At 72.0% G+C, this 23,294-nt stretch carries 24 protein-coding genes; 13 read left to right on the top strand and 11 right to left on the bottom strand.

What is annotated here, in order from left to right:
* Nucleotides 1-114: 114 nt before the first annotated feature.
* Entirely contained in the window at nt 115-759 is a 645-nt protein-coding gene (gene aat / locus ACPYOM_RS12005; protein ID WP_481346125.1) for a leucyl/phenylalanyl-tRNA--protein transferase, read from the top strand.
* On the opposite strand, the gene ACPYOM_RS12000 is transcribed toward aat, so the two are convergent.
* Both ACPYOM_RS12000 and ACPYOM_RS11995 read right to left on the bottom strand, forming a co-directional pair.
* Nucleotides 728-1,045 carry a sulfurtransferase TusA family protein gene (locus tag ACPYOM_RS12000; protein WP_481343955.1) on the bottom strand — a complete coding sequence of 106 codons (318 nt, stop codon included), beginning with the start codon at nt 1,043-1,045 and terminating at the stop codon, nt 728-730. The two genes, aat and ACPYOM_RS12000, sit on opposite strands and share 32 nt — an antisense overlap.
* Nucleotides 1,042-2,256 carry a cysteine desulfurase family protein gene (locus ACPYOM_RS11995; protein WP_481346124.1) on the bottom strand — a complete coding sequence of 405 codons (1,215 nt, stop codon included), beginning with the start codon at nt 2,254-2,256 and terminating at the stop codon, nt 1,042-1,044. Before ACPYOM_RS11995 ends, ACPYOM_RS12000 begins: the two co-directional genes overlap by 4 nt.
* A gap of 141 nt (nt 2,257-2,397) precedes the next feature.
* Between ACPYOM_RS11995 and ctaC the strand changes: the two genes are divergently transcribed.
* Genes ctaC through ACPYOM_RS11980 form a run of 3 tightly spaced genes read left to right on the top strand, consistent with a single transcriptional unit; the run spans nt 2,398 to nt 5,485 of the window.
* Nucleotides 2,398-3,324, top strand: coding sequence for an aa3-type cytochrome oxidase subunit II (ctaC, locus tag ACPYOM_RS11990; RefSeq protein WP_481346123.1), 927 nt, complete (start codon nt 2,398-2,400; stop codon nt 3,322-3,324).
* Nucleotides 3,321-5,078 carry an aa3-type cytochrome oxidase subunit I gene (gene ctaD / locus ACPYOM_RS11985; RefSeq protein ID WP_481346122.1) on the top strand — a complete coding sequence of 586 codons (1,758 nt, stop codon included), beginning with the start codon at nt 3,321-3,323 and terminating at the stop codon, nt 5,076-5,078. Before ctaC ends, ctaD begins: the two co-directional genes overlap by 4 nt.
* A 5-nt stretch (nt 5,079-5,083) precedes the next feature.
* Nucleotides 5,084-5,485, top strand: coding sequence for a cytochrome c oxidase subunit 4 (locus ACPYOM_RS11980; RefSeq protein ID WP_481343986.1), 402 nt, complete (start codon nt 5,084-5,086; stop codon nt 5,483-5,485).
* Between the two features lie 374 nt (nt 5,486-5,859).
* Here ACPYOM_RS11980 and ACPYOM_RS11975 read toward each other — a convergent pair whose 3' ends face one another.
* The 5 genes from ACPYOM_RS11975 to ctaE form a co-directional block, all read right to left on the bottom strand.
* Entirely contained in the window at nt 5,860-6,213 is a 354-nt protein-coding gene (locus ACPYOM_RS11975; protein WP_481342697.1) for a metallopeptidase family protein, read from the bottom strand.
* Between the two features lie 139 nt (nt 6,214-6,352).
* Nucleotides 6,353-8,113, bottom strand: coding sequence for a cytochrome bc1 complex cytochrome b subunit (qcrB, locus tag ACPYOM_RS11970; RefSeq protein WP_481346121.1), 1,761 nt, complete (start codon nt 8,111-8,113; stop codon nt 6,353-6,355).
* Complete coding sequence (gene qcrA / locus ACPYOM_RS11965) at nt 8,110-9,210, bottom strand: cytochrome bc1 complex Rieske iron-sulfur subunit (protein WP_481346120.1); 1,101 nt, start codon at nt 9,208-9,210, stop codon at nt 8,110-8,112. The genes qcrB and qcrA overlap by 4 nt, the downstream gene beginning before the upstream one ends.
* Nucleotides 9,211-9,259: 49 nt before the next feature.
* Entirely contained in the window at nt 9,260-10,066 is an 807-nt protein-coding gene (qcrC, locus tag ACPYOM_RS11960) for a cytochrome bc1 complex diheme cytochrome c subunit (RefSeq protein ID WP_481342700.1), read from the bottom strand.
* Nucleotides 10,067-10,138: 72 nt separating this feature from the next.
* Entirely contained in the window at nt 10,139-10,801 is a 663-nt protein-coding gene (ctaE, locus tag ACPYOM_RS11955) for an aa3-type cytochrome oxidase subunit III (protein ID WP_481342701.1), read from the bottom strand.
* A gap of 305 nt (nt 10,802-11,106) precedes the next feature.
* Here ctaE and ACPYOM_RS11950 point away from each other — a divergent pair, with 305 nt between their 5' ends.
* Both ACPYOM_RS11950 and trpD read left to right on the top strand, forming a co-directional pair.
* Nucleotides 11,107-11,577: a PleD family two-component system response regulator gene (locus tag ACPYOM_RS11950; RefSeq protein WP_481342702.1), complete on the top strand. Its 471-nt coding sequence runs from the start codon at nt 11,107-11,109 to the stop codon at nt 11,575-11,577.
* 4 nt (nt 11,578-11,581) lie between these two features.
* Nucleotides 11,582-12,634: an anthranilate phosphoribosyltransferase gene (trpD, locus tag ACPYOM_RS11945; protein WP_481346119.1), complete on the top strand. Its 1,053-nt coding sequence runs from the start codon at nt 11,582-11,584 to the stop codon at nt 12,632-12,634.
* Nucleotides 12,635-12,667: 33 nt separating this feature from the next.
* Here the strand turns inward: trpD and ACPYOM_RS11940 are convergent, their stop codons facing one another.
* Nucleotides 12,668-12,952 carry an Lrp/AsnC family transcriptional regulator gene (locus ACPYOM_RS11940; protein WP_481342704.1) on the bottom strand — a complete coding sequence of 95 codons (285 nt, stop codon included), beginning with the start codon at nt 12,950-12,952 and terminating at the stop codon, nt 12,668-12,670.
* A gap of 20 nt (nt 12,953-12,972) precedes the next feature.
* Complete coding sequence (locus ACPYOM_RS11935; protein ID WP_481342705.1) at nt 12,973-14,739, bottom strand: DEDD exonuclease domain-containing protein; 1,767 nt, start codon at nt 14,737-14,739, stop codon at nt 12,973-12,975.
* 259 nt (nt 14,740-14,998) lie between these two features.
* Between ACPYOM_RS11935 and ACPYOM_RS11930 the strand changes: the two genes are divergently transcribed.
* Both ACPYOM_RS11930 and ACPYOM_RS11925 read left to right on the top strand, forming a co-directional pair.
* On the top strand, nt 14,999-15,316 hold the full coding sequence (locus tag ACPYOM_RS11930) for a hypothetical protein (RefSeq protein ID WP_481346118.1): 318 nt from the start codon (nt 14,999-15,001) through the stop codon (nt 15,314-15,316).
* Between the two features lie 36 nt (nt 15,317-15,352).
* Nucleotides 15,353-16,717, top strand: coding sequence for a hypothetical protein (locus ACPYOM_RS11925; protein ID WP_481346117.1), 1,365 nt, complete (start codon nt 15,353-15,355; stop codon nt 16,715-16,717).
* A 62-nt stretch (nt 16,718-16,779) separates the two neighbouring features.
* Here the strand turns inward: ACPYOM_RS11925 and ACPYOM_RS11920 are convergent, their stop codons facing one another.
* Complete coding sequence (locus ACPYOM_RS11920; RefSeq protein WP_481346116.1) at nt 16,780-18,570, bottom strand: AMP-dependent synthetase/ligase; 1,791 nt, start codon at nt 18,568-18,570, stop codon at nt 16,780-16,782.
* A 198-nt stretch (nt 18,571-18,768) separates the two neighbouring features.
* Here ACPYOM_RS11920 and ACPYOM_RS11915 point away from each other — a divergent pair, with 198 nt between their 5' ends.
* The 4 genes from ACPYOM_RS11915 to ACPYOM_RS11900 are packed head-to-tail and all read left to right on the top strand — an operon-like array spanning nt 18,769 to nt 21,526.
* Nucleotides 18,769-19,212 carry an SRPBCC family protein gene (locus tag ACPYOM_RS11915; RefSeq protein ID WP_481342709.1) on the top strand — a complete coding sequence of 148 codons (444 nt, stop codon included), beginning with the start codon at nt 18,769-18,771 and terminating at the stop codon, nt 19,210-19,212.
* 6 nt (nt 19,213-19,218) lie between these two features.
* Complete coding sequence (locus ACPYOM_RS11910) at nt 19,219-19,821, top strand: hypothetical protein (RefSeq protein WP_481346115.1); 603 nt, start codon at nt 19,219-19,221, stop codon at nt 19,819-19,821.
* Nucleotides 19,818-20,795 (top strand): ROK family glucokinase, encoded by a 978-nt coding sequence (locus ACPYOM_RS11905; protein ID WP_481342711.1) that lies wholly within the window; start codon nt 19,818-19,820, stop codon nt 20,793-20,795. Before ACPYOM_RS11910 ends, ACPYOM_RS11905 begins: the two co-directional genes overlap by 4 nt.
* Nucleotides 20,796-20,839: 44 nt before the next feature.
* Complete coding sequence (locus tag ACPYOM_RS11900) at nt 20,840-21,526, top strand: endonuclease/exonuclease/phosphatase family protein (RefSeq protein WP_481346114.1); 687 nt, start codon at nt 20,840-20,842, stop codon at nt 21,524-21,526.
* A gap of 23 nt (nt 21,527-21,549) precedes the next feature.
* Here ACPYOM_RS11900 and ACPYOM_RS11895 read toward each other — a convergent pair whose 3' ends face one another.
* Entirely contained in the window at nt 21,550-22,221 is a 672-nt protein-coding gene (locus ACPYOM_RS11895; protein ID WP_481346113.1) for a hypothetical protein, read from the bottom strand.
* 219 nt (nt 22,222-22,440) lie between these two features.
* On the opposite strand from ACPYOM_RS11895, the gene ACPYOM_RS11890 reads away from it, so the two are divergent.
* A partial coding sequence (locus tag ACPYOM_RS11890) for a lysophospholipid acyltransferase family protein (protein WP_481346112.1) occupies nt 22,441-23,294 on the top strand: 854 nt, incomplete at its 3' end.

Below are 23,294 nucleotides of genomic sequence, written 5' to 3'. Positions count from 1 at the left end.
CCCCCCCCCCCCCCCCCCCCCCCCCCCCCCCCCCCCCCCCCCCCCCCCCCCCCCCCCCCTCTCCCAAACCAAAAGACGCCCCCCCAGATTACTACGCGTCTCGTGGGCTCGGAGATGTGTATAAGAGACAGCGTCCCGCCCGGGGAGGACCTCATCGGCATCGGCGCCGACCTCGAGGTCCCGACGCTCTACGAGGCGTACTCGATCGGCGTCTTCCCCATGGGCATCGGCGACCACGGCGCGGAGCCGATGGGCTGGTGGTCGCCCGACCCGCGCGGCGTCCTGCGGCCCGGGAGCCTGCGGGTGAGCCGCTCGCTGCGCAAGGCCCGGGCCCGCTTCGAGATCCGCGTCGACACGGCCTTCGAGGCCGTCGTCTCGGCCTGCGCCGAGCCCGACCGCGAGGGCCGGTGGATCACGCCGCAGATCGAGAGCGCCTACGCCGAGCTGCACCGGGCGGGCTGGGCGCACTCGGTCGAGGCGTGGGCGGACGACCGGCTCGTCGGGGGCCTCTACGGCGTGGCCATCGGCGGGCTCTTCGCGGGGGAGTCGATGTTCCACCACGCCACCGACGCGTCGAAGGTGGCGCTCGTCGGCCTCTGCGAGCTGCTGCGCGCCGACGGCGACCCGCGACGCGTCGTCGACGTCCAGTGGCAGACGCCGCACCTGGCCACCCTCGGCGTCATCGAGATCCCCCGGACGGACTACCTGGCCCTGCTGCCCGAGGCGCTCAGGGCGCCCCTGCCGGAGCCGTGGCGCTGACGCCGGGCTCCGCCGTTGGGAGCACCTCGACGTCGTAGGCGGTGTGGTCCTCACCGTCCCGGGCGCCGGCGAACCGGTGGCCGCGCATCCGGCACCAGGCCGGCACGTCGTGGGCGGCGGCCGGGTCGGTCGCGAGGACGGTGACGAGGCGCGGGGTCGGGTCGTCCCGGACGAGACGGGCCAGGCGGATGACCGGCAGCGGGCAGCGCTGGCCCCGGGCGTCAACGACGTCCGAGGCCCCCGAGGGGGACGCGTCGGGCCGGGGCGGGTCGGGCGAGGGCCTCACAGGTCCTCCACGCCGAGGCGGGCCCGCACGTCGGCCAGGGTCGGCCCGAGCGCCGCGCAGAAGGCCTCGACGTCGGTCCCGACGCCGGGTGACACGGCCGGCAGCGGCAGCGTGAGGCGGACGTTGCCGTGCGTCAGCACGCCCATGGCCGCGAGCACGTGGCTCGGTTCGAGGGTGCTCGACGTGCACGCGGACCCGCTGGCCACCGCGAAGCCCGCGGCGTCGAACGCTCCGACGACGACCTCGCCGTCGACGTAGAGGCTGGAGAAGGTGACGACGTGGGGGAGCCGGTCGTCCGGGTCCCCGACGACCTGGGTGTCCGGGAGGGCGGCCGCCGCGTCGCGGAGCCGGGACACGAGCCGCGAGGACGATGCGGCGTCGGCCACGCGCGTCGCCTGGGTCTGTTGCCAGGCCTCGGCGGCCGCGAGGGCCACGGGCACCCACGGCACGACATCGGTGCGGCCCTGCTCGACGTCGGCACGGGCACCGGACCAGTGCCAGCGCACCCCCTCGCGGACCACGAGAACCCCGAGCGGCGGTCCGGCCCACGTGCGGGCGTCGGCGACGAGCACGTCCCAGTGCTCCGGCACGGCGTCGCGTCCGACCGAGGCCGACGCGTCGACGACCAGCGGCACACCGGCGCGCCGGCACGCCTCGCGCGCCGCCGCGAGGGGCTGGCGCGTGCCGACCTCCCCGTTGGCGCTCTGCAGTGCCGCGACGACGGTGCCCGGGACCGCCAGGGCCGCCGTCCACGCGTCGAGGTCGACACGGCCGAGGACGTCGACGGGGACCTCGGCGGCGAGGGTCGGGTCCTGCGCGGCGGAGGACCGGGCCCGGGCCGGCACGAGGACGGCGGAGTGCTCGACCGCCGAGGCCACCGTCCGGGCCCCGCGGCGCCGGGCCCCGTGGAGGACGCCCTCGAGGGCCCTGGTGACGGCGGCCGGGCCACTCGGCAGGAAGCTCACCTCGTCCGGACGCACCCCGATGCCGGCCGCGACGACCTCGCGCGAGCGGTCGAGGAGCGCGCGGGCCCGGCGGCCCTCGGTGTGCAGGCGGGCCGGGTCGGCCCAGCCGGCATCCAGCGCGGCGAGGAGGGTGTCGCGCGCCGTCGGGTGCAGGGGGCCCGCTGCCGCGTCGAGAAGCCGGCGGACGGGGCCGGAGCCGCCCGCGGGAGCGGGCCCGGGGTTCGTGCCCGGATCGTGACTGACCACGCCGCAACGTTAGCCGCACCCTGCCGGACAACCTCTGCGACAGGGCGGTAGGGTTCGGGGGGTGGGCACTGGCTGCCCTCGCACGGATGACGGGAAACGCCCGCGGGGCGCGCCCCGGCGCGCAAAGGAACGGCAAGAAAGGTGCACCTGGTGCCTCAGCACGACGACACCCCGGCGACGCCGGCGGTGACCTCGGCCGGACGGGGACGCAGGGCGGTCCGGGTCGCGGCGCTGGCCGCGGTCTCCGGTCTCGCGCTGGCCGGCTGTCAGGGTCAGCTGTCCGACGGGTTCCTGCCCACGGCGGTCTCCGACAGCGGCAGGCGGGTCACCGACCTGTGGGTCGGCAGCTGGATCGCCGTCCTCGCGGTCGGTGCCATCACGTGGGGCCTCATGCTCTACGCCGCGATCCGCTTCCGGAAGCGCAAGGGCGACGAGTCCCTTCCGGTGCAGCTGCGCTACAACGTCCCGATGGAGCTGCTCTACACCGTCATCCCGGTGTTCATGGTCGCGGTGTTCTTCTACTACACGGCCCGTGACGAGGCCGCCCTCGTCGACACGACGAGCCGGAAGCCCGACGTCACCATCAGCGTCGTCGCCAAGCAGTGGAGCTGGGACTTCAACTACGTCGACTCCGACGTCCACGAGAGCGGCGTGCACGTCCCGCTCGACGGCACGACGGGCAAGCGGGCCCAGATGCCGGTCCTCTACCTGCCGGTGAACAAGCGGGTCGAGTTCGTGCTCAACGCCCGCGACGTCATCCACAGCTTCTGGGTGCCCTCGTTCATGATGAAGATGGACATGCTCCCGGGCAAGACGAACAAGTTCCAGCTGACACCGACGCAGACCGGTGAGTTCCAGGGCAAGTGCGCCGAGCTCTGCGGCGCCTACCACTCGCAGATGCTGTTCATGGTCAAGGTCGTTCCCCAGCAGGAGTACGACCAGGAGATGGCGCGCCTGGCCCAGCTCGGCCAGAAGGGCCTCGTGCCCGTCGACGCGAGCCGTGAGCAGATGGTGCCCGCCGACGCCGACAAGATTCCCGCACCCGCTCGGACTGGGAGCAACCAATGACCTCCGCCACGCTGAACCGTGAGGCCCGCCTCTCGACCTCGGCCGCGCGCCCGCGCCTCAAGGGCCAGACCTTCGTCAAGTGGGTCACGACGACCGACCACAAGGTCATCGGCAACCTCTACTTCATCACCTCGTTCGTCTTCTTCCTGCTCGGCGGGATCATGGCCCTGCTCATCCGGGCCGAGCTCTGGGCGCCGGGCCTGCAGGTCGTCGACAACCCCGAGCAGTTCAACCAGCTGTTCACCATGCACGGCACGATCATGCTGCTGCTGTTCGCGACGCCGCTGTTCGCCGGGTTCACCAACGCGCTCATGCCGCTGCAGATCGGGGCGCCCGACGTCGCGTTCCCGCGCCTGAACATGTTCGCGTACTGGCTCTACCTCTTCGGTGGCCTCATCGCCTCGGCCGGCTTCCTGACGCCGCAGGGCGCCGCCGCGTTCGGGTGGTTCGCCTACGCGCCGCTGTCGGACGTCGCCTACACCCCGGGGCTCGGTGGTGACCTCTGGGTCTTCGGCCTCGCCCTCGCCGGTTTCGGCACCATCCTCGGCGCCGTCAACTTCATCACGACGATCGTGTGCATGCGCGCCCCCGGCATGACGATGTTCCGGATGCCGATCTTCACGTGGACGGCGCTCATCACGTCGCTGCTCGTGCTCATCGTCTTCCCGATCCTCGCGGCCGCGCTGTTCGCGCTCGGTGGGGACCGCCGCTTCGGGATGCACATCTTCGACGCCGAGAACAACGGCGCGATGTTGTGGCAGCACCTCTTCTGGTTCTTCGGCCACCCCGAGGTCTACATCATCGCGCTGCCGTTCTTCGGCATCATCAGCGAGGTCCTGCCGGTCTTCTCCCGCAAACCGATCTTCGGCTACAAGACCCTCGTCTTCGCCACGATCGCCATCGCCGCCCTGTCGGCGAGCGTCTGGGCCCACCACATGTACGTCACGGGCCAGGTGCTCCTGCCGTTCTTCTCGGTCATGACGATGCTCATCGCCGTCCCGACCGGGGTGAAGTTCTTCAACTGGATCGGCACCATGTGGGGCGGCAAGGTCGTCATGGCCACGCCGATGTTGTGGGCGATGGGCTTCCTCGTCACGTTCCTCTTCGGCGGTCTGACCGGCATCATCCTGTCCAGCCCGGCCCTCGACTTCCACCTGTCCGACAGCTACTTCGTCGTCGCGCACTTCCACTACACCGTCTTCGGCACCGTGGTGTTCGCGATGTTCGCCGGCTACTACTTCTGGTGGCCCAAGCTGACCGGACGGATGCTCGACGAGCGCCTCGGCAAGCTGCACTTCTGGATGCTGTTCATCGGCTTCCACACGACCTTCCTCATCCAGCACTGGCTCGGCATCGAGGGCATGGCCCGGCGCTACCCGGACTACCTGCCCGAAGAGGGTTTCCAGGCCGCGAACATCGTCTCGAGCTGCGGGGCGTTCCTGCTCGGCGCCTCGATGATCCCCTTCGTCTACAACGTGTGGAAGACGTGGAAGAAGGCGCCGCTCGTCGAGTCCGACGACCCGTGGGGCTACGGCGCCTCGCTCGAGTGGGCCACCTCGTGCCCACCGCCCCGGCACAACTTCACGTCACTGCCGCGGATCCGGTCCGAGCGTCCCGCGTTCGACCTGCACCACCCGGAGGCCGCCGCCGGCTTCCGCCCCGTGGCCGACCAGGGCACCCTCACCCAGGTGATGGGGCCGGCCGACGTCGACCACGAGCACGCCACCGCCCGTCCCGAGAAGCGTGAGGACTGAGCCCGATGCGCGTCGAGACCAAGCTCCTGGTCTACCTGTTCATCTTCTTCGTCCCGGTCACGCTGATCTACGGGTTCTGGTCCAAGTGGGAGGAGCCGATCGGCGTCACGGCGCTCGTCCTGACCGGCGCCCTGTTCGCCCTGTCGGGGTTCTACTTCTGGATGACCGGCAAGAAGCTGCCGCTGCGTCCCGAGGACAACGCGGGCGGTGAGATCGAGGAGGCCGAGGGCAACTACGGCTACTTCGTCGCCAGCTCGTGGACGCCGCTCTGGCTCGCCGGCTCCGGGGCCATCATGTTCGCCGGCCTCGCCATCGGGTGGTGGCTGTTCATCATCGGCGTGTTCTTCGCGATCCCGGCCGTCGTCCTCTGGGTGTTCGAGTCCTTCTCGGGCGAGTACTCCATCTGAGGTCTCGGTCGCCGAGGCCATCGGTCCTCGGACACCGGACGGGCCCAGCTGCCTCTGGCGGCCGGGCCCGTCCGGTGTCTGCGCGCCGACGAACGGCGGACATGACGAAGGGGAGGGCGCAGGACCCTCCCCTTCGTGCTGGCCGTACGACTCACGGACCTTCGGGTTCGTAGTGCGATCGTGTGGGAGAGAACATCCTCGCTTTGCACCTCCATCCGATCGGTGGTCGGTTCTTCGACCGTAGAGCCTGACGGCGAGGTCCGTAAAGGGCACGCGGCGTCCGGTCCGCAAAGTGTCCACCTTGCGAGACAGCATCGATGCTGCGAGGCAGTCAGAGACAGTCAGAGACAGTGCGACGCCGAGGCACTGAGGCGTCATCCCCAGCCGAGCTCGTGCAGGTGCGCGTCGTCCATGCCGAAGTGGTGGGCCACCTCGTGCACGACCGTCACCGCGATCTCCTCGCGCAGCTCCTCGATGCTCGCGCAGAATCGCTCCAGGGGTCCCTTGAAGATGGTGATCCGGTCCGGGAGGGAACCCGCCGACCACCACTCGCCTCGCTCGGTCAGGGGCGTTCCCTCGTAGATGCCGAGCAGGTCGGGGTCCTCGGCCGGCGGCTCGTCCTCGACGAGGACCACGACGTTGTCCATGGCCCGTGCCAGCTCCTCGGGGATGAGATCGAGGCCGTCGGCGACCGCCTCGTCGAACTCGGCATCGGACAGCTGGTGCACGGCAGCAGTCTCGCACGATGCCAAGCACCGGCATGCTGCAGCCGACGCTCGCCGGCGAGATGCCCCGGGGACGCCGATGGCCCCGACCCGTTCGGGTCGGGGCCATCGGTGTGCCGATCGGGGCGTCCGAACCGGCGGCTCAGTCGTGGTGGCGGTCAGCCTTGACGGTCTCGCGCTCGCTGCCCGCACGGGACTCGATGGCCTCGTGCTCACCCGCGGGGGCTGCGACGTGCCCGTCGTGCTCGTGGTGCGCGGCCTCGAGCTCGGACGGCGTCGGGGGAGCGACCCGGTCCTTGAAGTAGAAGTGCGAGAACTTGGCGCGCAGGCGCTCCTTGCGCGCGATCGGGCTGTCGACCCCGTTGGCGTCCTTGCCCGCCGTGAGCTGCAGCGGCTCGGCCGACTCGTGCTGGACGAGCACCCAGCGCTCCTCGGGCGTCAGCGGTGCGTGGATCTCCTCGAAGCGACCGTCGGCGTACCGCCAGATCGTGCCCGTCTCGCGGCCGTGCAGGACCTTCTGGCGGTCGGCCCGCTGCAGGCTGAGGCAGATGCGCTTGGTGATCATGAAGGCGATCGGCGGACCGATGAAGAACAGCAGGCGCAGGGACTGGGTGATGTCGTTGATCGACAGGTGCAGCTTGATCGCCATGAGGTCGTTGCCGGCGGCGAAGAAGAGGACCACGTACATCGTGATGCCGGCGACGCCGATTGCCGTGCGCGTCGGGGCGTTACGAGGACGGTCGAGCAGGTGGTGCTCGCGCTTGTCGCCCGTCACCCAGGCCTCGACGAACGGGTACACGCCGATCAGCGTCCACATGATCGGCAGGAGCAGGATCGAGCCGGGGAAGATGTTCATGCTCCACGTGAAGCCGAAGGTCTCGAACTCGAGCCAGCCGGGCAGCAGGCGCAGCGCACCGTCGGCGAAGCCCATGTACCAGTCGGGCTGCGACCCCGCGGTGATCGGCGACGGGTCGTAGGGACCGTAGGCCCAGATCGGGTTGATCGTCACGACCGCGGAGATGAGCGCGATGACACCGAAGACGATGAAGAAGAAGCCGCCGGCCTTGGCGACGTACACCGGCAGGAGCGGGTAGCCGACGACGTTGTTGTTCGTGCGGCCCGGGCCGGGGAACTGGGTGTGCTTGTGCACGAACACCAGCAGGATGTGCGCCGTGAAGAGGCCAACGAGGATGGCCGGGATGAGCAGGACGTGTGCCGAGTAGAGGCGCGGGATGATCGCCTCGCCGGGGAACGCGCCACCGAAAATGAAGTAGGCCATGTACGAGCCGATGACCGGCACCGACTGGACGAACCCGTTCATGGCGCGGATGCCGGTGCCCGAGAGCAGGTCGTCGGGCAGCGAGTAGCCGGCGAAGCCCTCGATGCAGGCGAGCATCGACAGGATGGTGCCGAAGACCCAGTTGATCTCGCGCGGCTTGCGGAAGGCGCCGGTGAAGAAGACCCGGGCCATGTGCACGAAGACGGACACGATGAAGATCAGCGCCGCCCAGTGGTGAATCTGCCGGATGAGCAGACCACCGCGGATGTCGAACGAGATCGCGAGCGTCGAGCGGTACGCGTCGGACATCGTGATGCCCTGGAGCGGCACGTACGAGCCGTCGTACACGACCTGGCTCGCGCTCGGGACGAACCAGAAGGTGAGGAAGGCGCCGGTCAGCAGGCAGACGATCATCGAGTACATCGCGATCTCGCCGAGCATGAACGACCAGTGGTCGGGAAAGACCTTCTTGGCCAGGAACGACACGCCCTTGGCGGCGCCGAGGCGGTCGTCGACCCAGCCGGCGATGCCTCCGAGCGGCCTGGTGGCCGAGGCTCGCTCGTCGGCCTGGCGGTCGCCGGCGCGCAGGGCGTCGGCAGGACGGGTGGAGTGGATGGTGCTCATCGCGCACGCTCCCAGAAGCTCGGTCCGACGGGCTCGTGGAAGCCCTCGGGGGCGACGAGGTACCCCGCGTCGTCGACGGTGATCTTGAGCTGCGGCAGCGGCCGGCGGGCCGGGCCGAAGATGACCTTGCAGTCCTCGGTGAGGTCGAAGGTCGACTGGTGGCACGGGCAGAGCAGGTGGTGCGTCTGCTGCTCGTAGAGGCCCACCGCACACCCCACGTGCGTGCAGATCTTGGAGTAGGCGACGACACCCTCGACGCCCCAGTCCTTGGCCTTCTGCACCTTGATGTCGTTCGGGTCGAGACGGATGAGGATGACCGCCGCCTTGGCCTTGGCCTCGAGGACGTGCTTGCCCTCGTCGAGGTACTTCTGCAGCGTCTCGGGCATGACGTGGAAGACCGACCCGAGGGTGACCTCGTCGAGGCGGATCGGGGTCATCTCCGGGTCACGCATGAGGCGGACGGGCTTGCCGCCGTTGTTGTCCTTGGGGTCCCAGATCGTGTGCTTGAGCTCCTCCACCGTGACCGGTCCGAGGGAGCCGGCGACCTGCAGGCCCAGCGGGAGCGCGAACAGGCCGAGCGCGCCGCCGAGGGTGTACTTCAGCACGGGACGGCGGGCCATCTGGGTCGACTCGACGCCGGCCGCGACGACCTGGACGGCCTTGGCGCGCTCCTCGGTCGTGGACGCTTGGAGGTGGCGCTCCTCGACGATCTCCTCGTCGGACATCAGGGTCTTGGCCCAGTGCACCGCACCGATGCCGATGAGGAAGATCGCGAACCCGAGCGACAGGCCGAGGACGATGTTCTGCGTCTTGGTCTTGCCGACGCCGGGGAGGAAGAAGGTGGCCTCGTCGGGGATCGCGAAGTAGCTGACGAGGAAGACGAGCGTGGCCAGCATCGACAGGCCGAAGAGCGTCGCGACCTGGCGCTCGGCGCGCTTGGCGGCCCGGGGGTCGTCGTCGGCGGCGCGGTGGATGTGCGGCGGCAGCCCCGGGTTCTCGAAGCTGTCGGCCCCCGGCCGGGGCTCGAGAGCGCCCGACCCGGACCCGGGCGCGAGCGCCGTGCCCGCTCCGGTGTGCGTCGTCTCGTTGTCGTTCATCGGGTGGTGGTCCTGTCGTCGTGCGTGATCGGGACGATGCGGTGGGCGCTCATGCGGCCTTCTTGCCGAGCCAGACGGCGCAGGCGATGAGGATGCCGAGACCGAAGACCCACGCGAAGAGGCCCTCCGAGACCGGCCCGAGGTTGCCGAGCGTCAGGCCGCCGACGTTGGTCTCGTTCTCCTGCGCCTTGAGGTAGGAGATGACCTTCTGCTTGGCCTCGGGAGTCAGGTTGGTGTCGTTGAAGACGGGCATCGACTGCGGCCCGGTGAGCATGGCCTCGTAGATGTGCGTGGGCGTCGTCTCCTGCAGCGACGGCGCGTACTTGCCGCGCGTCAGCGCGCCGCCGGCACCGGCGAAGTTGTGGCACATGGCGCAGTTGACGCGGAAGATCTCGCCACCCTCGGCGATCGCCTTGTTGTTCTCCTCCGAGCCCGGCTCGAGGACCTTGGTGGACGCCGCGTCCGGCACGGCCGGACCCGGGCCGAGGGAGGCGACGTAGGCGGCGAGGGCGCTGATCTGCTCCTGGGAGAACTTCACCTTGTTCACCGGAGCCTGGACGTTGGGCGCCGCCAGCGGCATGCGGCCCGTGCCGACCTGGAAGTCGACGGACGCCGCGCCGACGCCGACGAGGGACGGACCCGACTTCGTGCCCTGGGCGTTGAGACCGTGACACGTGGCGCAGTTGGCGAGGAAGAGGTTCTTGCCCTCGGCGACCGTGTCGGCGGCGACGGATGCGGCCGCGTTGGCGTCCTTGGGCGCGAGGAAGGAGTAGGCGCCTCCGGTCACGAGAAGGCCGAGCAGCAGCAGCACCGCGATCGCGGCGGGGTGTCGGCGTCGGGCGGCCAAGGCTTTCACTGAGTCTTCCTGTCGTCCAAGGGGGTCACGGGTCGTGGTGGGGCGGAAGGGCGTTCGCCGGACGGGTCCGCGTCAGCGCAGGATGTAGATCGTCGCGAAGAGCGCGATCCAGACCACGTCGACGAAGTGCCAGTAGTAGGAGGTGACGACGGCGCCGGTGGCGTTGGCGTGCGTGTAGCGACGCGTCGTGAAGGTGCGGGCGATGATGAGCAGGAAGGCGATGAGGCCGCCGGTCACGTGGAGCCCGTGGAAACCGGTGGCCATGTAGAAGACCGAGCCGTACGCGTCCGAGCTCAGCGTGACGCCCTCGTGGACGAGCTCGGCGTACTCCATGACCTGGCCGGCGATGAAGAACGCGCCGAAGAGGTAGGTCAGGACATACCACTCGCGCATGCCCCAGGTCCTGAGGTCGAGGAGCTTGCCGGTGCGGGCCTTCTGGCCGCGCTCGGCCTTCCAGACACCGAGCTGGCACCACACCGAGGAGACGACCAGGACGAGGCAGTTGACGCTCGCGAAGGGCAGGTTGAGCTTCTCGGTCTGCTGGGCCCAGAGCTCACCCCGCACGGAGCGGAGCTGGAAGTACACGGCGAACAGACCCGCGAAGAACATGAGCTCGCTGGAGAGCCAGACGATGGTGCCGACGGCAACCATGTTCGGGCGGGTCGCCGGGCCGTGGACGGCCGGGCTCGCTACTGCGCTGGAAGGAACTGCTGATGCTGTCGCCACGTTGGACATTATTCCCACATTCATGGACGCGGATGCGAGCGACCCCCCCGATTGCCGGGACGCTGCCGGGGATTCGTGACCATTCCGACACGTCCGGGTCGCCGTGTCCACCGGCCGCCGGCGAGAGGTCCGGTTCACGCGACGTCACGGCGCGGTGCCACGGCGCTCGTGGGTCGTACCGGGATCGTGCCGGGATCGTGCCGGGATCGTGCCGAAGGCGGTGCCGAGGGAGTGCCCCCGGGCCACCGGTACGGCGTCCCGGCCACCGGGAGGGTCCCGCGGACGCGGGTGTGCGGGCCGGTAGCATCTGGCGCATGACCGCCTCGAACGACACCGCAGCCCAGGGCACCTCCACCGACGTCGTGACGTCGTCCGGTGGCGCGCCCCGGCTGGCGCGGGTCAGCGTCCTGCTCTACAGCGACGACTACACGACGCGCGACGCCGTCCGGGCCGCCGTCGGTCGCCGCCCCGCCAAGGACGTCGAGGTGGTCCGCTGGCACGAGTGCGCCACGGCCGACGCGGTCATCAGCTCGGTCGAGGCCGAGCGGTTCGACATCCTCGTCCTCGACGGTGAGGCGGCCAAGGTCGGCGGTCTGGGTCTGGCCCGGCAGCTGAAGAACGAGATCTTCGAGTGCCCGCCGATCATCGTCCTGACCGGGCGCCCCCAGGACAGCTGGCTGGCCGCCTGGTCGCAGGCTGACCTCGCCGTGCCGCACCCCCTCGACCCGATCGCGCTGACGGCCGCCGTGACGACCCTCGCCCGCGCCGTCGTCCCCAACGCCTGAGCCCATGGGGTCCGACACGACGACGACCTGGCCGTCGGTCTACGCCGACCTCATCGCCGGGCGTGACCTCGACCGCGACACGGCCGCGTGGGCGATGGACCAGATCATGGCGGGGGAGGCGACCCCGGCGCAGGTGGCCGGCTTCCTCATGGGCCTTCGGGCCAAGGGCGAGAGCGTCGACGAGATGCAGGGCCTGGCCGAGCAGATGCTCGCCCATGCGCGGCGCATCGAGGTCCCGGGGCCCAGCGTCGACATCGTGGGCACGGGTGGGGACCGGGCCCACACCGTCAACATCTCGACGATGTCGGCCATCGTCGTGGCGGCGGCGGGGGTGCGCCTCGTCAAGCACGGAAACCGGGCCGCGTCGTCCTCGTCCGGCTCGGCCGACGTCCTCGAGGCGCTCGGCATCGACCTGTCGCTGACGCCCGAGCGCGTCGTCGAGGTCGCCCAGGAGGCCGGCATCACCTTCTGCTTCGCCCAGACCTTCCACCCGGGCTTCCGGCACACCGCCGTTCCGCGCCGCGACCTCGGCATCGGCACGGCCTTCAACTTCCTCGGCCCGCTGACCAACCCGGCCCAGCCGACGTATGCCGCCGTCGGGTGCGCCGACGCCCGGATGGCGCCCCTTCTCGCGGGCGTCTTCGCCGGCCGGGGCAAGGACGCCGCCGTCTTCCGGGGCGACGACGGGCTCGACGAGGTCACGGTGTCGACGACGACGACGGTCTGGTGGGTCCGCGAGGGCCGCGTCGCGGACCGGGTCGTGGACCCGACGCGCCTCGGCCTGCCCCTGCACCCGCTCGAGGCACTGCGCGGCGGCGACGCCGAGCACAACGCCGGGGTCGTGCGCGAGGTCTTCGCCGGAGCGCCCGGAGCCGTCCGGGACGCCGTGCTGCTCAACGCCGGCATCGCGCTGGCGCTGACCCGACCCGACTCGGGGACGGGTCAGGAGGACTTCGACGCGGACCTGCGCGCCGCGATGGACCTCGCGGCCCGCGCCATCGACGACGGTTCGGCCACGCGTGTCGTCGAGCGTTGGGTCGCGGCCACGCGGTCCTGACCCGGGACGGCTGCCCGGCCGGTCAGCGCCGGGTCACTCGCCCTCGAGCCCCAGGCTGAAGGCGGCCTCGAGGTCATGGGCCGAGTACGTGCGGAAGGCGATGTGCGTCGACGTGCCGACGATGCCCTCGACCTTGTTGAGGCGGTCCGCGATGACGTCGGCGAACTCGTCGTGGGCCCGAACCCGGACCATGGCGATGAGATCGGCGTCGCCGGTGACGGAGTAGACCTCGGAGACGGCGGGGATGTTCGCGATCTCCTCGGCGACCTCGGGGATGCGGTCGACCTCGCAGTTGATCATGACGATGGCGGTGATCACAGGACACACCCTAGCCGTCGTCAGCCGGCGCGGCGCAGGCCGTGGCGCCGGGCCCCGGACCCCGCCGGGGCCGGGACGTCGTGGTCGAACCCGACGGCCTCGCGGGCCGACGCGACGGCCGGTTCGAGCTCGAGCCGGACCGCTCCCGCGCCACCGACCGGACACGTCCACGAGCCGTCGAGCTCGACGATCCGCACGCCCGGGGCCTCGAGCCAGCGCAGCAGGATCTCGGTCTCCTCGGTGAGCGCGGCCGGGCGTTCCGGTGTCGGGGGAGCGACGACCTCGGCGGTGGCCTGCATCGAGCGGACGTACGGCATCGGGTCGGCGCCGCGCGGGCTGACGACGGTGCCGGCGAGCCGGCCGTGACGGATGGAGACGAGCTCCCAGCCGCCGGTGTCGCTGCGGCGGGCGGCGACGATCTCGGGGGAGCGGGTCAACGGGGCGAGCCGTTGGGCGCGCGCTGCCCCCCTGACGAGCTGGAGGAAGCGGTCGCGGACCCGGGCGGCGTCCTCGAACCGCTCCTGGGAGGCGAGCTCCTCGAGACGGGAGCGCAGGCGCTCGGCCACCGGACGGGCGTCCCCGGTGAAGATCGAGGCGCACCCCGCCGCGACGACGGCGTACTCGTCGGGGCTCTGCGCACCCGTGCAGGGGGCGCCACAGCGTCCCATGTCGGCGAGCGCGCAGGCCGAGCCCCGGACACCCGTGAGGCGGCCGGTGCACTGACGCAACGGGACGACCTCGTGGACGGCGTCGACGGCGGCCTGGGCGGTGGCGCGCGTGCGGAACGGACCGATGTAGCTGGCGCCGTCGTCGCGGACCCGCCGCACGATCGACAGCCGGGGGAACCGCTCGTTCGTCAGCTTGACCCACATGACGCGTCGGCCGTCCTTGGAGCGCCGGTTGAACCGCGGCTTGTGCTCGTCAATGAGCCGCAGCTCGCGCACCTGAGCCTCGAGGGAGGTCTGGCAGACGACCGGGTGCACGGCCTGCGCCAGGCGGACCATCTCGGCCATCCGGCTGCGCTGCTCGGAGGCGGTGAAGTACGTGCGCACGCGGCTGCGGATGTCGCGGCTCGTGCCGACGTAGAGGACGCGGCCGCTCGCGTCCTTGAACAGGTAGACGCCGGGAGCGCTCGGGAGCGGGTCGGCGAGGAAGCGCTTGCGACGCTGGGCCGGCGTGACGCGGGAGGTGTAGCTCGACAGCTCCTCGAGCGTGTGGACGCCCAGGTTGCCGACCCGGCCGATGAGCCCGTGCAGGACGTCGACGGTGGCCCGGGCGTCGTGCAGGGCCCGGTGGTCGGGCGTCGTCGGAGAGCCGAAGACGTGGGCGAGCGAGGACAGCCGGTGGTTCGGCGACTCGTCGCGCACGACGAGCTGCCGCGCCAGCTGGAGCGTGTCGAGGACCGTGAACCCGGGCCACGGGGTGTCGGTCAGCGACGCCGCGGACTTGAGGAAGCCGATGTCGAACCCGGCGTTGTGGGCGACGAGGACGCTGCCCGCGGCGAACTCGAGGAAGGCCGGCAGGGCGCTGTCGATCCGCGGGGCGTCGGCGACCATGGAGTCCGTGATGCCGGTGAGGACCGAGATGAACGCCGGGATGGGCTCGGCGGGGTTGACGAGGGTCTGGAACTCGCCGAGCACCTCACCGCCGCGGACCTTGACCGCGCCGATCTCGGTGATGCCGCACTGGGCCGGGCTGCCCCCCGTGGTCTCGAGGTCCACGACGACGAACGTGACGTCGGCGAGCGCCGTGCCGAGGTCGTCGAACGTCGCCTGGAAGGAGTGCATGCCACCGACGGTAGGGGCCGCTGCCGACAACACCGCGCAGGCGCGGCGGTGGGAGCGTCCTTGGGGCCGTGGCACATCCGCGCCGTCGCCGCGCCGTCCCCGTGCCGTCCCCGCGCCGTCCCCGCGCCGTCCCCGCGCCGTCCCCGGTGGCGGAGTGTCCCGACGGCAGGGCCGGTGACGTCGCCGGACAGGGCTGTCGGTGGTGGCTCATAGCGTGTCCGGTGACAGATCGCAACGAGAGACAGAAGGGTGGCCTGAGATGCTCGTCGACTGCCAGACGTGCCCCGTGCGCAACGTCCACTGCGCCGACTGCATGGTGACCGCGCTGTCGGCCCTGCCGATCCTGACGGCGCCGATGCCCTCGCCGGTTTCCGCTCCCGCCTCGGCCCGGACGGCCGACGAGCACACCGAAGCCTCCGGTGCCGAGGCCCGCACCGTCCCGCTCGACCGCGCGGAGCGCCGGGCGGTCTCGGCGCTGCTCGGCGCCGGGCTGGTCAGCACCACGACGGCCAACGCGGCTCGGGCCGTGCTCGAGCCGCGTCCGACGAGGACCGAACGGTCGCGCCACGCCGGCTGACGGCCCGCGTCCGGCGCCCCGTGCCACCATGGCGCGGTGGTGAGGTCCGGATGCGCGCGACTCGTCGCGGTGGTCGCCACGGGCGTCCTCGCCGCGACGTCGGCGGCGTGCTCCGCGGCGACCGGCCGGGCGGGGGCGTCGAGCGTAACGGCGGCCACCAGCTGGGTCGCCCGTCCTGCACCGGTCCCGCCGGTGTCGTCGGAGCCGTCGGAGGTTGCACCCGAGGCGTGGGCGGGTGCCCGGGCCCGCGCCGTCCGGGCCCTCGCAGAGCGTCGGGCCGCAGCCGCAGCCCGCGGTGACCGTGCCGCGTGGCTCGCCGACCTCGTGCCCGGTGACCGCCGGCTGCGCGCGACGGAGGCCGCCGTGCTGGAACGCATGGTGGCGATGCGGCTGGGCGACGTCCGGGTCGCCGCGGTCCGCGAGCGCACCGCACCGGTGCCGGCGCCGCGGGGGACCAGCGTCGACTGGGACGTCCGGGTCACCTCGACCTATCGGCTCGACGGTTTCGACACGGCACCCCGAACCTTCGACCTCGACCTCACGGTGAGGGCCAGCGCCGCCGACTCCGGGGGCCTCACGGTCGTCGCGGCGCGTCCGGCCGACCGCCCGCAGCCGTGGGACCTCGAGGGCCTCGTCGTCCGGCGCAGCCGCCGGGCTCTCGTGCTGGCCGTCGGACCCGCGAGCCGCGTCGACGAGCTGGAGCAGCGCGCCGTCGCCGCGGGAGCCCGGGTCGCGGCGGTGTGGGGGCGCTCGCGGCCGGCCGTCTGGGTGGCGCCGGCCACGGACGCCGATGCCGCCCGCCTGCTCGGCCGCCAGGTGGCTGACCTCCAGGGGGTCGCTGCCGCCACGGACGGGCCACTCGTCGCGGGTAGCCCGGCCGGGGCGGACCGCATCGTCGTCGTGCCCGGGCCCTGGGACTCGCTGCGGCCGGCGGGGCGGGACGTCGTCATGACGCACGAGCTGACCCACGCCACGGTCCGCTCGTCGACGACGCGGTCCGTGCCGCTGTGGCTGTCCGAGGGGTTCGCCGAGCTCGTCGGCTACCGGGCCGTGGACCTGCCCGAGCAGACCGTGGTGGCCCCGGCCCTCGAGACGGTTCGTACCACGGGTCTTCCGCAGTCGTTCCCCGGCGAGGCCGACTTCGACCCGTCGACCAGGCGGCTGCCGGTCGCCTACGGCGAGAGCCTGCTCGTCCTGCGGACCCTCGCCGACCGCTACGGCATCCCGGCGGTGGTGCGGTTCTACCGGGGCGCCGCCGGGGGAGTCGACGTGCCGCCCGACCTCCTGGCAGACCCCGAGGCCGTGACCGACCGGGCGCTGCAGGCCGAGCTCCGCACCGACCGGACCGCCGTCGTCCGGGCGTGGCAGGCCCGCCTGCGCGCCTTGTTGCGGCGGGGATGACGGCGAGCTGGCGGCCTGAGCGCCCGGACGAGCGGGACCAACCCGGGACGGGAGTCCGACCCTCAGGCGTAGAGCTTGTCGACGTCCTCCGCGAAGTCCTTCATGACGACGGCGCGCTTCAGCTTGAGCGAGGGCGTCAGGTAGCCGTTGGACTCGGTGAAGTCGCCGGGCAGGACCGCGAACTTGCGGATCGACTCGGCGCGCGACACCGCCTGGTTGGCGCGGTCGACGGCGGCCTGGATCGCCTCGAGCACCGTGGGGTGGGTCCGCGCCTGCTCGATCGTGACGTCGTCGAGCCCGTGGGTCTTGGCCCAGAGCGGCCACATCTCCTCGTCAAGGGTGACGAGCACCCCGACGAAGGGCCGCTGGTCACCGACGACGATGCACTGCGAGACGAGCGGGTGGGCGCGCAGCCGGTCCTCGAGCACGGCCGGGGCCACGTTCTTGCCGCCGGCGGTCACGAGGATCTCCTTCTTGCGGCCCGTGATGCGCAGGTAGCCGTCCTCGTCCAGCTCGCCGACGTCGCCGGTGTGGAACCACCCGTCGCGGATCGCCTCGTCGGTGGCCTGGGGGTTGTCGTGGTAGCGGGTGAAGACGCCGACGCCCTTGAGGAGGATCTCGCCGTCCTCGGCGATGCGGATGCCGCAGCCGGGCAGCGGGTACCCCACGGTGCCGACCTTGACCTTGTCCGGGGTGTTGACGGCGACGGGCGCGGTGGTCTCGGTCAGGCCGTAGCCCTCGAGGATGAGGATGCCGATCCCCCGGTAGAAGTGGCCGAGCCGCGTGCCGAGCGGCGCGCCGCCGGACACGGCGTACCGGACCTGGCCGCCCATGGCCGCGCGCAGCTTGCGGAAGACGAGCCGGTCGAACAGCGCATGCTGCACACGCAGCCCCGGGCCGGGCCCGCCGGCGTCCAGGGCCTCGCTGTAGGCGATGGCGACCGTGGCGGCCCGCAGGAAGATCTTGCCCTTGCCCTCGGCCGAGGCCTTGGCCTCGGCGGAGTTGTAGATCTTCTCGAAGACGCGCGGCACGGCGAGGACGAAGGTCGGCTGGAAGCCGGCGAAGTCGTCGAGGAGGGTCTTGATGTCGGCCGAGTGGCCCATGCGCGCCTTGCCCGCGACGCACAGCACCTCGATGAAGCGGGCGAAGACGTGGGCGAGCGGCAGGAACAGCAGCGTCGAGGCGTTGTCGCTCAGGACGACCTGGCCGAGCTTGCCGATGGCGTTCTCGGCTAGGTCGAGGAAGTTGCCATGGGTCAGCTCGCAGCCCTTGGGCCGACCCGTCGTGCCCGAGGTGTAGATGATCGTCGCCAGCGAGGTGCGGTCGAGGGCATCGCGCCGGCCCGCCAGCTCGGCGTCGGACACGTCGTGACCACGCTCGCGCAGCGCGTCCAGGGCCCCGTCGTCGATGACGAGGACGTCGGCGAGGTCCGGCAGGTCGGCCCGCACGTCGTCGACGACGGACGCGTGGGCCGAGGTCTCCACGACGACGAACCGGGCCCCCGAGTCGGACAGGATCCACTGGACCTGCTCTGCCGAGGACGTCTCGTAGACGGGGACGACGACCGCCCCGGCGGTCCACCCCGCGAAGTCGAGGAGGGTCCACTCGTACCGGGTCCGGCACATGAGCGCGACGCGGTCACCGGGCTGCACACCTGCGGCGACGAGGCCGCGCGCGACGGCGTCGACGTCGGCCGCGAACTGGGCCCAGCTGACCTGGCTCCACCCGCCCGACGGACGCTTGATCGAGAAGGCCGTCTCGTTGGGTGCCTCGGACGCGTTGCGTCCCGGCAGCTGGGCGAGGCTGCCCTCCGTGGTGACGGGGGCAAGCGGTGCGACGACGTTGTCCTTCACTGACACTCCTGTTGGCCGGGGCCGGACTCCGACAGACACTACCGATCGGTAACCGTGCTGACCACGTCATCGTCGTCACAGCCCGGCGCGCGGTCGGGCGACGCGTCCGCGGGCGCGGACGGGTCGCCGTCGCCATCCTCCCACGCCGCCTCGCGCCGCCACACGGGGCCGTGGCACCGACGCGATAGCCTTCGGCGCATGGCCGATCGCACCGAGTCATCCATCAGCATCGCCGCGCCACCCGGCGAGGTGCTCGACGTCATCGCCGACTTCGAGGCCTACCCGCAGTGGGCCGGGGAGGTCAAGGACGTCCGCGTGCTCGCCGAGGAGGGCGACGGCTGGGCCGACCAGGTGGAGTTCACCCTCGACGCCGGGGCGATCAAGGACACCTACGTCCTCGACTACGAGTGGGACGTCGTCGAGGACGGCACCGGGATCGTGTCGTGGTCGCTGGTGTCGGCCCAGGTGCTCAAGGCGATGAACGGCTCGTACACCCTGACGACCGACGGCGCGGGCACCCGCGTCACCTACCGGCTCGCCGTCGACGTCAAGATCCCGATGATCGGGCTGCTCAAGCGCAAGGCGGAGAAGGTCATCGTCGACACGGCCCTCAAGGAGCTGAAGAAGCGCGTCGAGGCCTGAGCGACCGTGGAGCCCGACGACACCGACGACATCGACGACCCCGGCGACATCGACGACCCCAGCGCGCGCGAGGAGCGCGAGGAGCGCGGCGCCGCGACCGGATCGGTCGCCGAGGAGGCTGCGCTGCTCGTCGACCTGCTCTCTGCCCGCGGGTGGGGTCCGGCATCCGCGGCCGGAGGCCCCGCCGGGGGATCGGGTCCCACGGGCGAGCCGAGCGGCGGGGGGCAGCGCTCGGCCGGGACCCGAGCCGGGTCGGGGGAGACGCACGAGTGCACGTGCGGCGGTCGGACGCCGTCGGCGTGCCGGGTCTGTCCGGTGTGCCAGCTCATCGCCTTCGTCCAGCGCGTCGAGCCGGACACGATCGAGCGGTTCGCCGACGTGGTCGGGTTCGCGGCGACGGCGCTGCGCGACCTCGCCACGGTGCAGCGCGAGCGGCGCGAGCGAGCACCGGGGCGCGGAGCGGACCCCTCGACCGACGCCTCGTCCGAGGCGGCGAGCGACGCGTCGACCGACACCTCGAACGACACGGCCACCGACACGTCGACGCCCGCCCCGACGGGTGGCGCCCCCGACGACGTTCCCCCCGAGCAGAAGGGAAGCCCGGAGTGAGCACCGGACTCGCCATCGGCATCGACATCGGCGGCACCAAGGTGGCCGGCGGCGTCGTCGACGAGGAGGGCCGCATCTCCCACCGCGTCCGCCGCGACACCCCGCACCGCTCGACGTCGCCGCAGGTCGTCGAGGACACCATCGTCGAGGCGGTCGAGGACCTCCTCGGCCAGGTGCGCGCCGACGGCGGCCGCGACGTCGTGGCCGTCGGCATCGGCGCAGCCGGCTTCGTCGCCGAGGACCGCGCGACCGTCGTCTTCGCCCCCCACCTGTCGTGGCGCAACGAGCCGCTGCGTGAGGCCCTCTCGGAGCGCATCGACCTGCCGATCAGCGTCGACAACGACGCCAACGCCGCGGCCTGGGCCGAGGCGGCCTTCGGCGCGGCGCGCGGAGAGTCGCACGTCGTCGTCATCACGCTCGGCACGGGCATCGGCGGGGCGCTCATCGTCGACGGCAGGGTCCAGCGTGGGCGGTACGGCATCGCGGGCGAGTTCGGCCACATGCAGGTCGTCCCCGGCGGGGTCCGGTGCGAGTGCGGCAACCGCGGCTGCTGGGAGCAGTACGCGAGCGGCAACGCCCTCGTGCGCGAGGCCCGCGCCATGATCGAGGCCGGCTCGCCGGTCGTCGCCGACCTGCTCGCACGTCTCGGCGGCGACAAGGGCTCGCTCACCGGGCCCTTCATCACCGAGGCCGCGCGCGACGGCGACCCCACGGCCCGTGAGCTGCTCGCTGACATCGGTGAGTGGCTGGGTGTCGGCCTGGCCAACCTCGCGGCGGCGTTCGACCCCGGCCTGTTCGTCGTCGGCGGTGGGGTCAGCGCCGCCGACGAGATGCTCATCGGTCCGGCCCGCGATGCGTTCCGCCGACAGCTGCCCGGACGCGGCTACCGCCCGGAGGCGCGCATCGTGCGCGCCGTCCTCGGCAGCGACGCAGGGCTCATCGGCGCGGCCGAGCTCGCCCGCGCCGGACGGTGACGACGGCGGGAGCGACGCCCGGGCCGGCGGAGCGGCTCCGCGTCATGACCTACAACGTCCGTGACTTCCTCGACGACCGGCGCGCGGCGGCGCGGGTCGTGCGTGCGGTGGCTCCCGACGTGCTCTGCCTCCAGGAGGTGCCCCGTCGCCTGACGACCGAGGTGCGACTGCCGCGGTTCGCGCGCGAGTGCGGGATGCACTGGGGCACAGGTCGGTTCGGCACAGGAGGCACGGTCGTCCTCACGGCTCCCGGAGTCGAGGTGACAGGAGCGGCACGTGGCCGGCTACCCACGCGGTTCCCCGACCGGACGCGTGGCTGGGCCGCGGTGACGGTCGCGCCGGGGCGATGGGCTCCCGACGCGTCGGTGACCGTGGCGAGCGTGCACCTGGGCCTCCGGGCGGCTGAGCGGGTTCGCCACGCCGCCCGGCTCGTCACGGCGCTGCCGGCGCGCTGCATCGTCGCCGGCGACCTCAACGAGGGGCCCGACGGTGCCGCCCGCGCCGTCCTCACGCGACGGTGGCGGTCCGTGCTGCCGGACCAGCCGACCTTCCCCGTGGCGTCGCCCACGGTGGCCATCGACGTCGTGCTCGCACCACCGGACCTCGTTGTCGCACAGGGCGACCCGCACGAGCGTGCTTCGCTCGAGCGTGCGGTCGCGGCCGACGTCGCCGTGGGCTCGGACCACCGCCCGCTCTGGGTCGACCTCGCACCCCGTGACGCCCGTGGCTGAGGACGCCTGCCTGCGGCCGCGGCTCAGACGCGGGTGCCGTCGTCGAACGGGTCCCGCTCGGTGCCGCCGCGCAGCACGAGCAGCACGAAACCGACGACGATCATGGCGAGCGCCGTGACGACCCACCAGCCGCTGCCGTCGCGGTCGAAGAACAGGATGTAGAGCAGCAGGAGCGGGCCACCGACGAGTCCGCCGACGATCGCCCAGAACATCGGGTCGGTCTCGGCCGAGGGCAGGTCGATCTCCGAGGGCGGCACGAAGTGGTCGTCGTCGGCGCCGTCGGAGCCGACCTCGTCGAGGAGCGCGTCGGAGTCGTCGCGCGTCGGCGTGCCGCCGCGCCAGACGTGCGGGGTCGTCGGGGCGATCGGCAGGTCCAGGGCGTCCGAGCCGGTCACCCCTCCCGGGGCACCTCCCGGTCCGGACGCCGACGGCGTCGCGCTCTCGCTTTCCGGGGCGGGCCCGGCGCCGGCGGTCGAAGCGCCATCGGGCCCGGCGCCGGCGGTCGGAGCGGCGTCGGCGGGGGCGGCATCGGTGGGAGCGGCGTCGGTGGCGCCGCCTGGGGTGGTCGCATCGGCGTCGACAGGGACCGCGTCGGCGTCGGGAGCAGCGGCACGACGCGGCAGCGGGTCGGGCGCCTCGGCGTCCCAGCCGGCGATGATCCGTGCGAACTCGTCGTCGAGGTCTCGGTCGTTCACGACGGCTCCCCGACGGGCTCGGGACCTGGGACCGCCGCGTCGGCGGACCGCGAGACACGTGACGAGGACGCCCCGCGCAGGGCGGTGACGACCTCGGGAGGGACCGACACGGTGGGCTCCTGGCGACGGTGCGGCTGGACCTGCTGATCCTCGCACGCGCCGCTGTGCGCGCGCGAGTGCCGTAGAGTTCGAGCGGTCACAGTCAGGAGGGGTGCACGGGTGTTCTACTGGTTCCTCAAGATGGTCGTCGTGGGGCCGATCATCAAGCTCCTCTTCCGTCCCTGGGTGGAGGGGGAGGAGAACATCCCCGAGACCGGTGCGGCGATCTTCGCCTCGAACCACCTGTCCTTCTCCGACTCGGTCTTCCTGCCGCTCGTCGTCTCCCGCCGGGTCACGTTCCTCGCCAAGAGCGACTACTTCACCGGCCGGGGCCTCAAGGGCCGGCTCACCGCTGCGTTCTTCAAGGGCGTCGGGCAGCTGCCGGTCGACCGCTCCGGCGGCAAGGCGAGCAACGCCGCCCTCAGCTCGGGCCTGAAGGTGCTCCGCCGCGGCGAGCTGCTCGGGATCTACCCGGAGGGCACGCGCTCTCCAGACGGCCGCCTGTACCGGGGCCGCACCGGCGTCGCCCGGATGGCCCTCGAGGGCAAGGTCGCCGTCATCCCCGTCGCGATGATCGGCACCGACAAGGCCCAGCCCACCGGCAAGCTCATCCCGCGGATCATGCGCATCGGCGTCCGCGTCGGCAAGCCGCTCGACTTCTCCCGGTACGAGGGCATGGAGGACGACCGTTTCGTCCTGCGCTCGATCACCGACGAGATCATGTACGAGCTGATGCTGCTGTCCGGCCAGGAGTACGTCGACATGTACGCCACCTCGATGAAGGACCGTCTCCTCGCCGCCGCCAAGGCCAAGGCGCGCGAGCTGCAGGAGGCCGCCAAGCCCGGCAGCGCCGCCCCCGAGCTGGAGGAGGCGCTCGATGCCGCCGAGGGCCGTGAGCGCCCGGCGCGCGAGGCGTCCCAGCGGTCCGACGCGTCCCCTGTCTCTTATACACATCTGACGCTGCCGACGACGGA

This window comes from Monashia sp. HAY1-2A, assembly GCF_056755315.1.
Note: the sequence above shows the minus strand (reverse complement) of the source record. Positions and strands in the feature narration are given on the sequence as shown.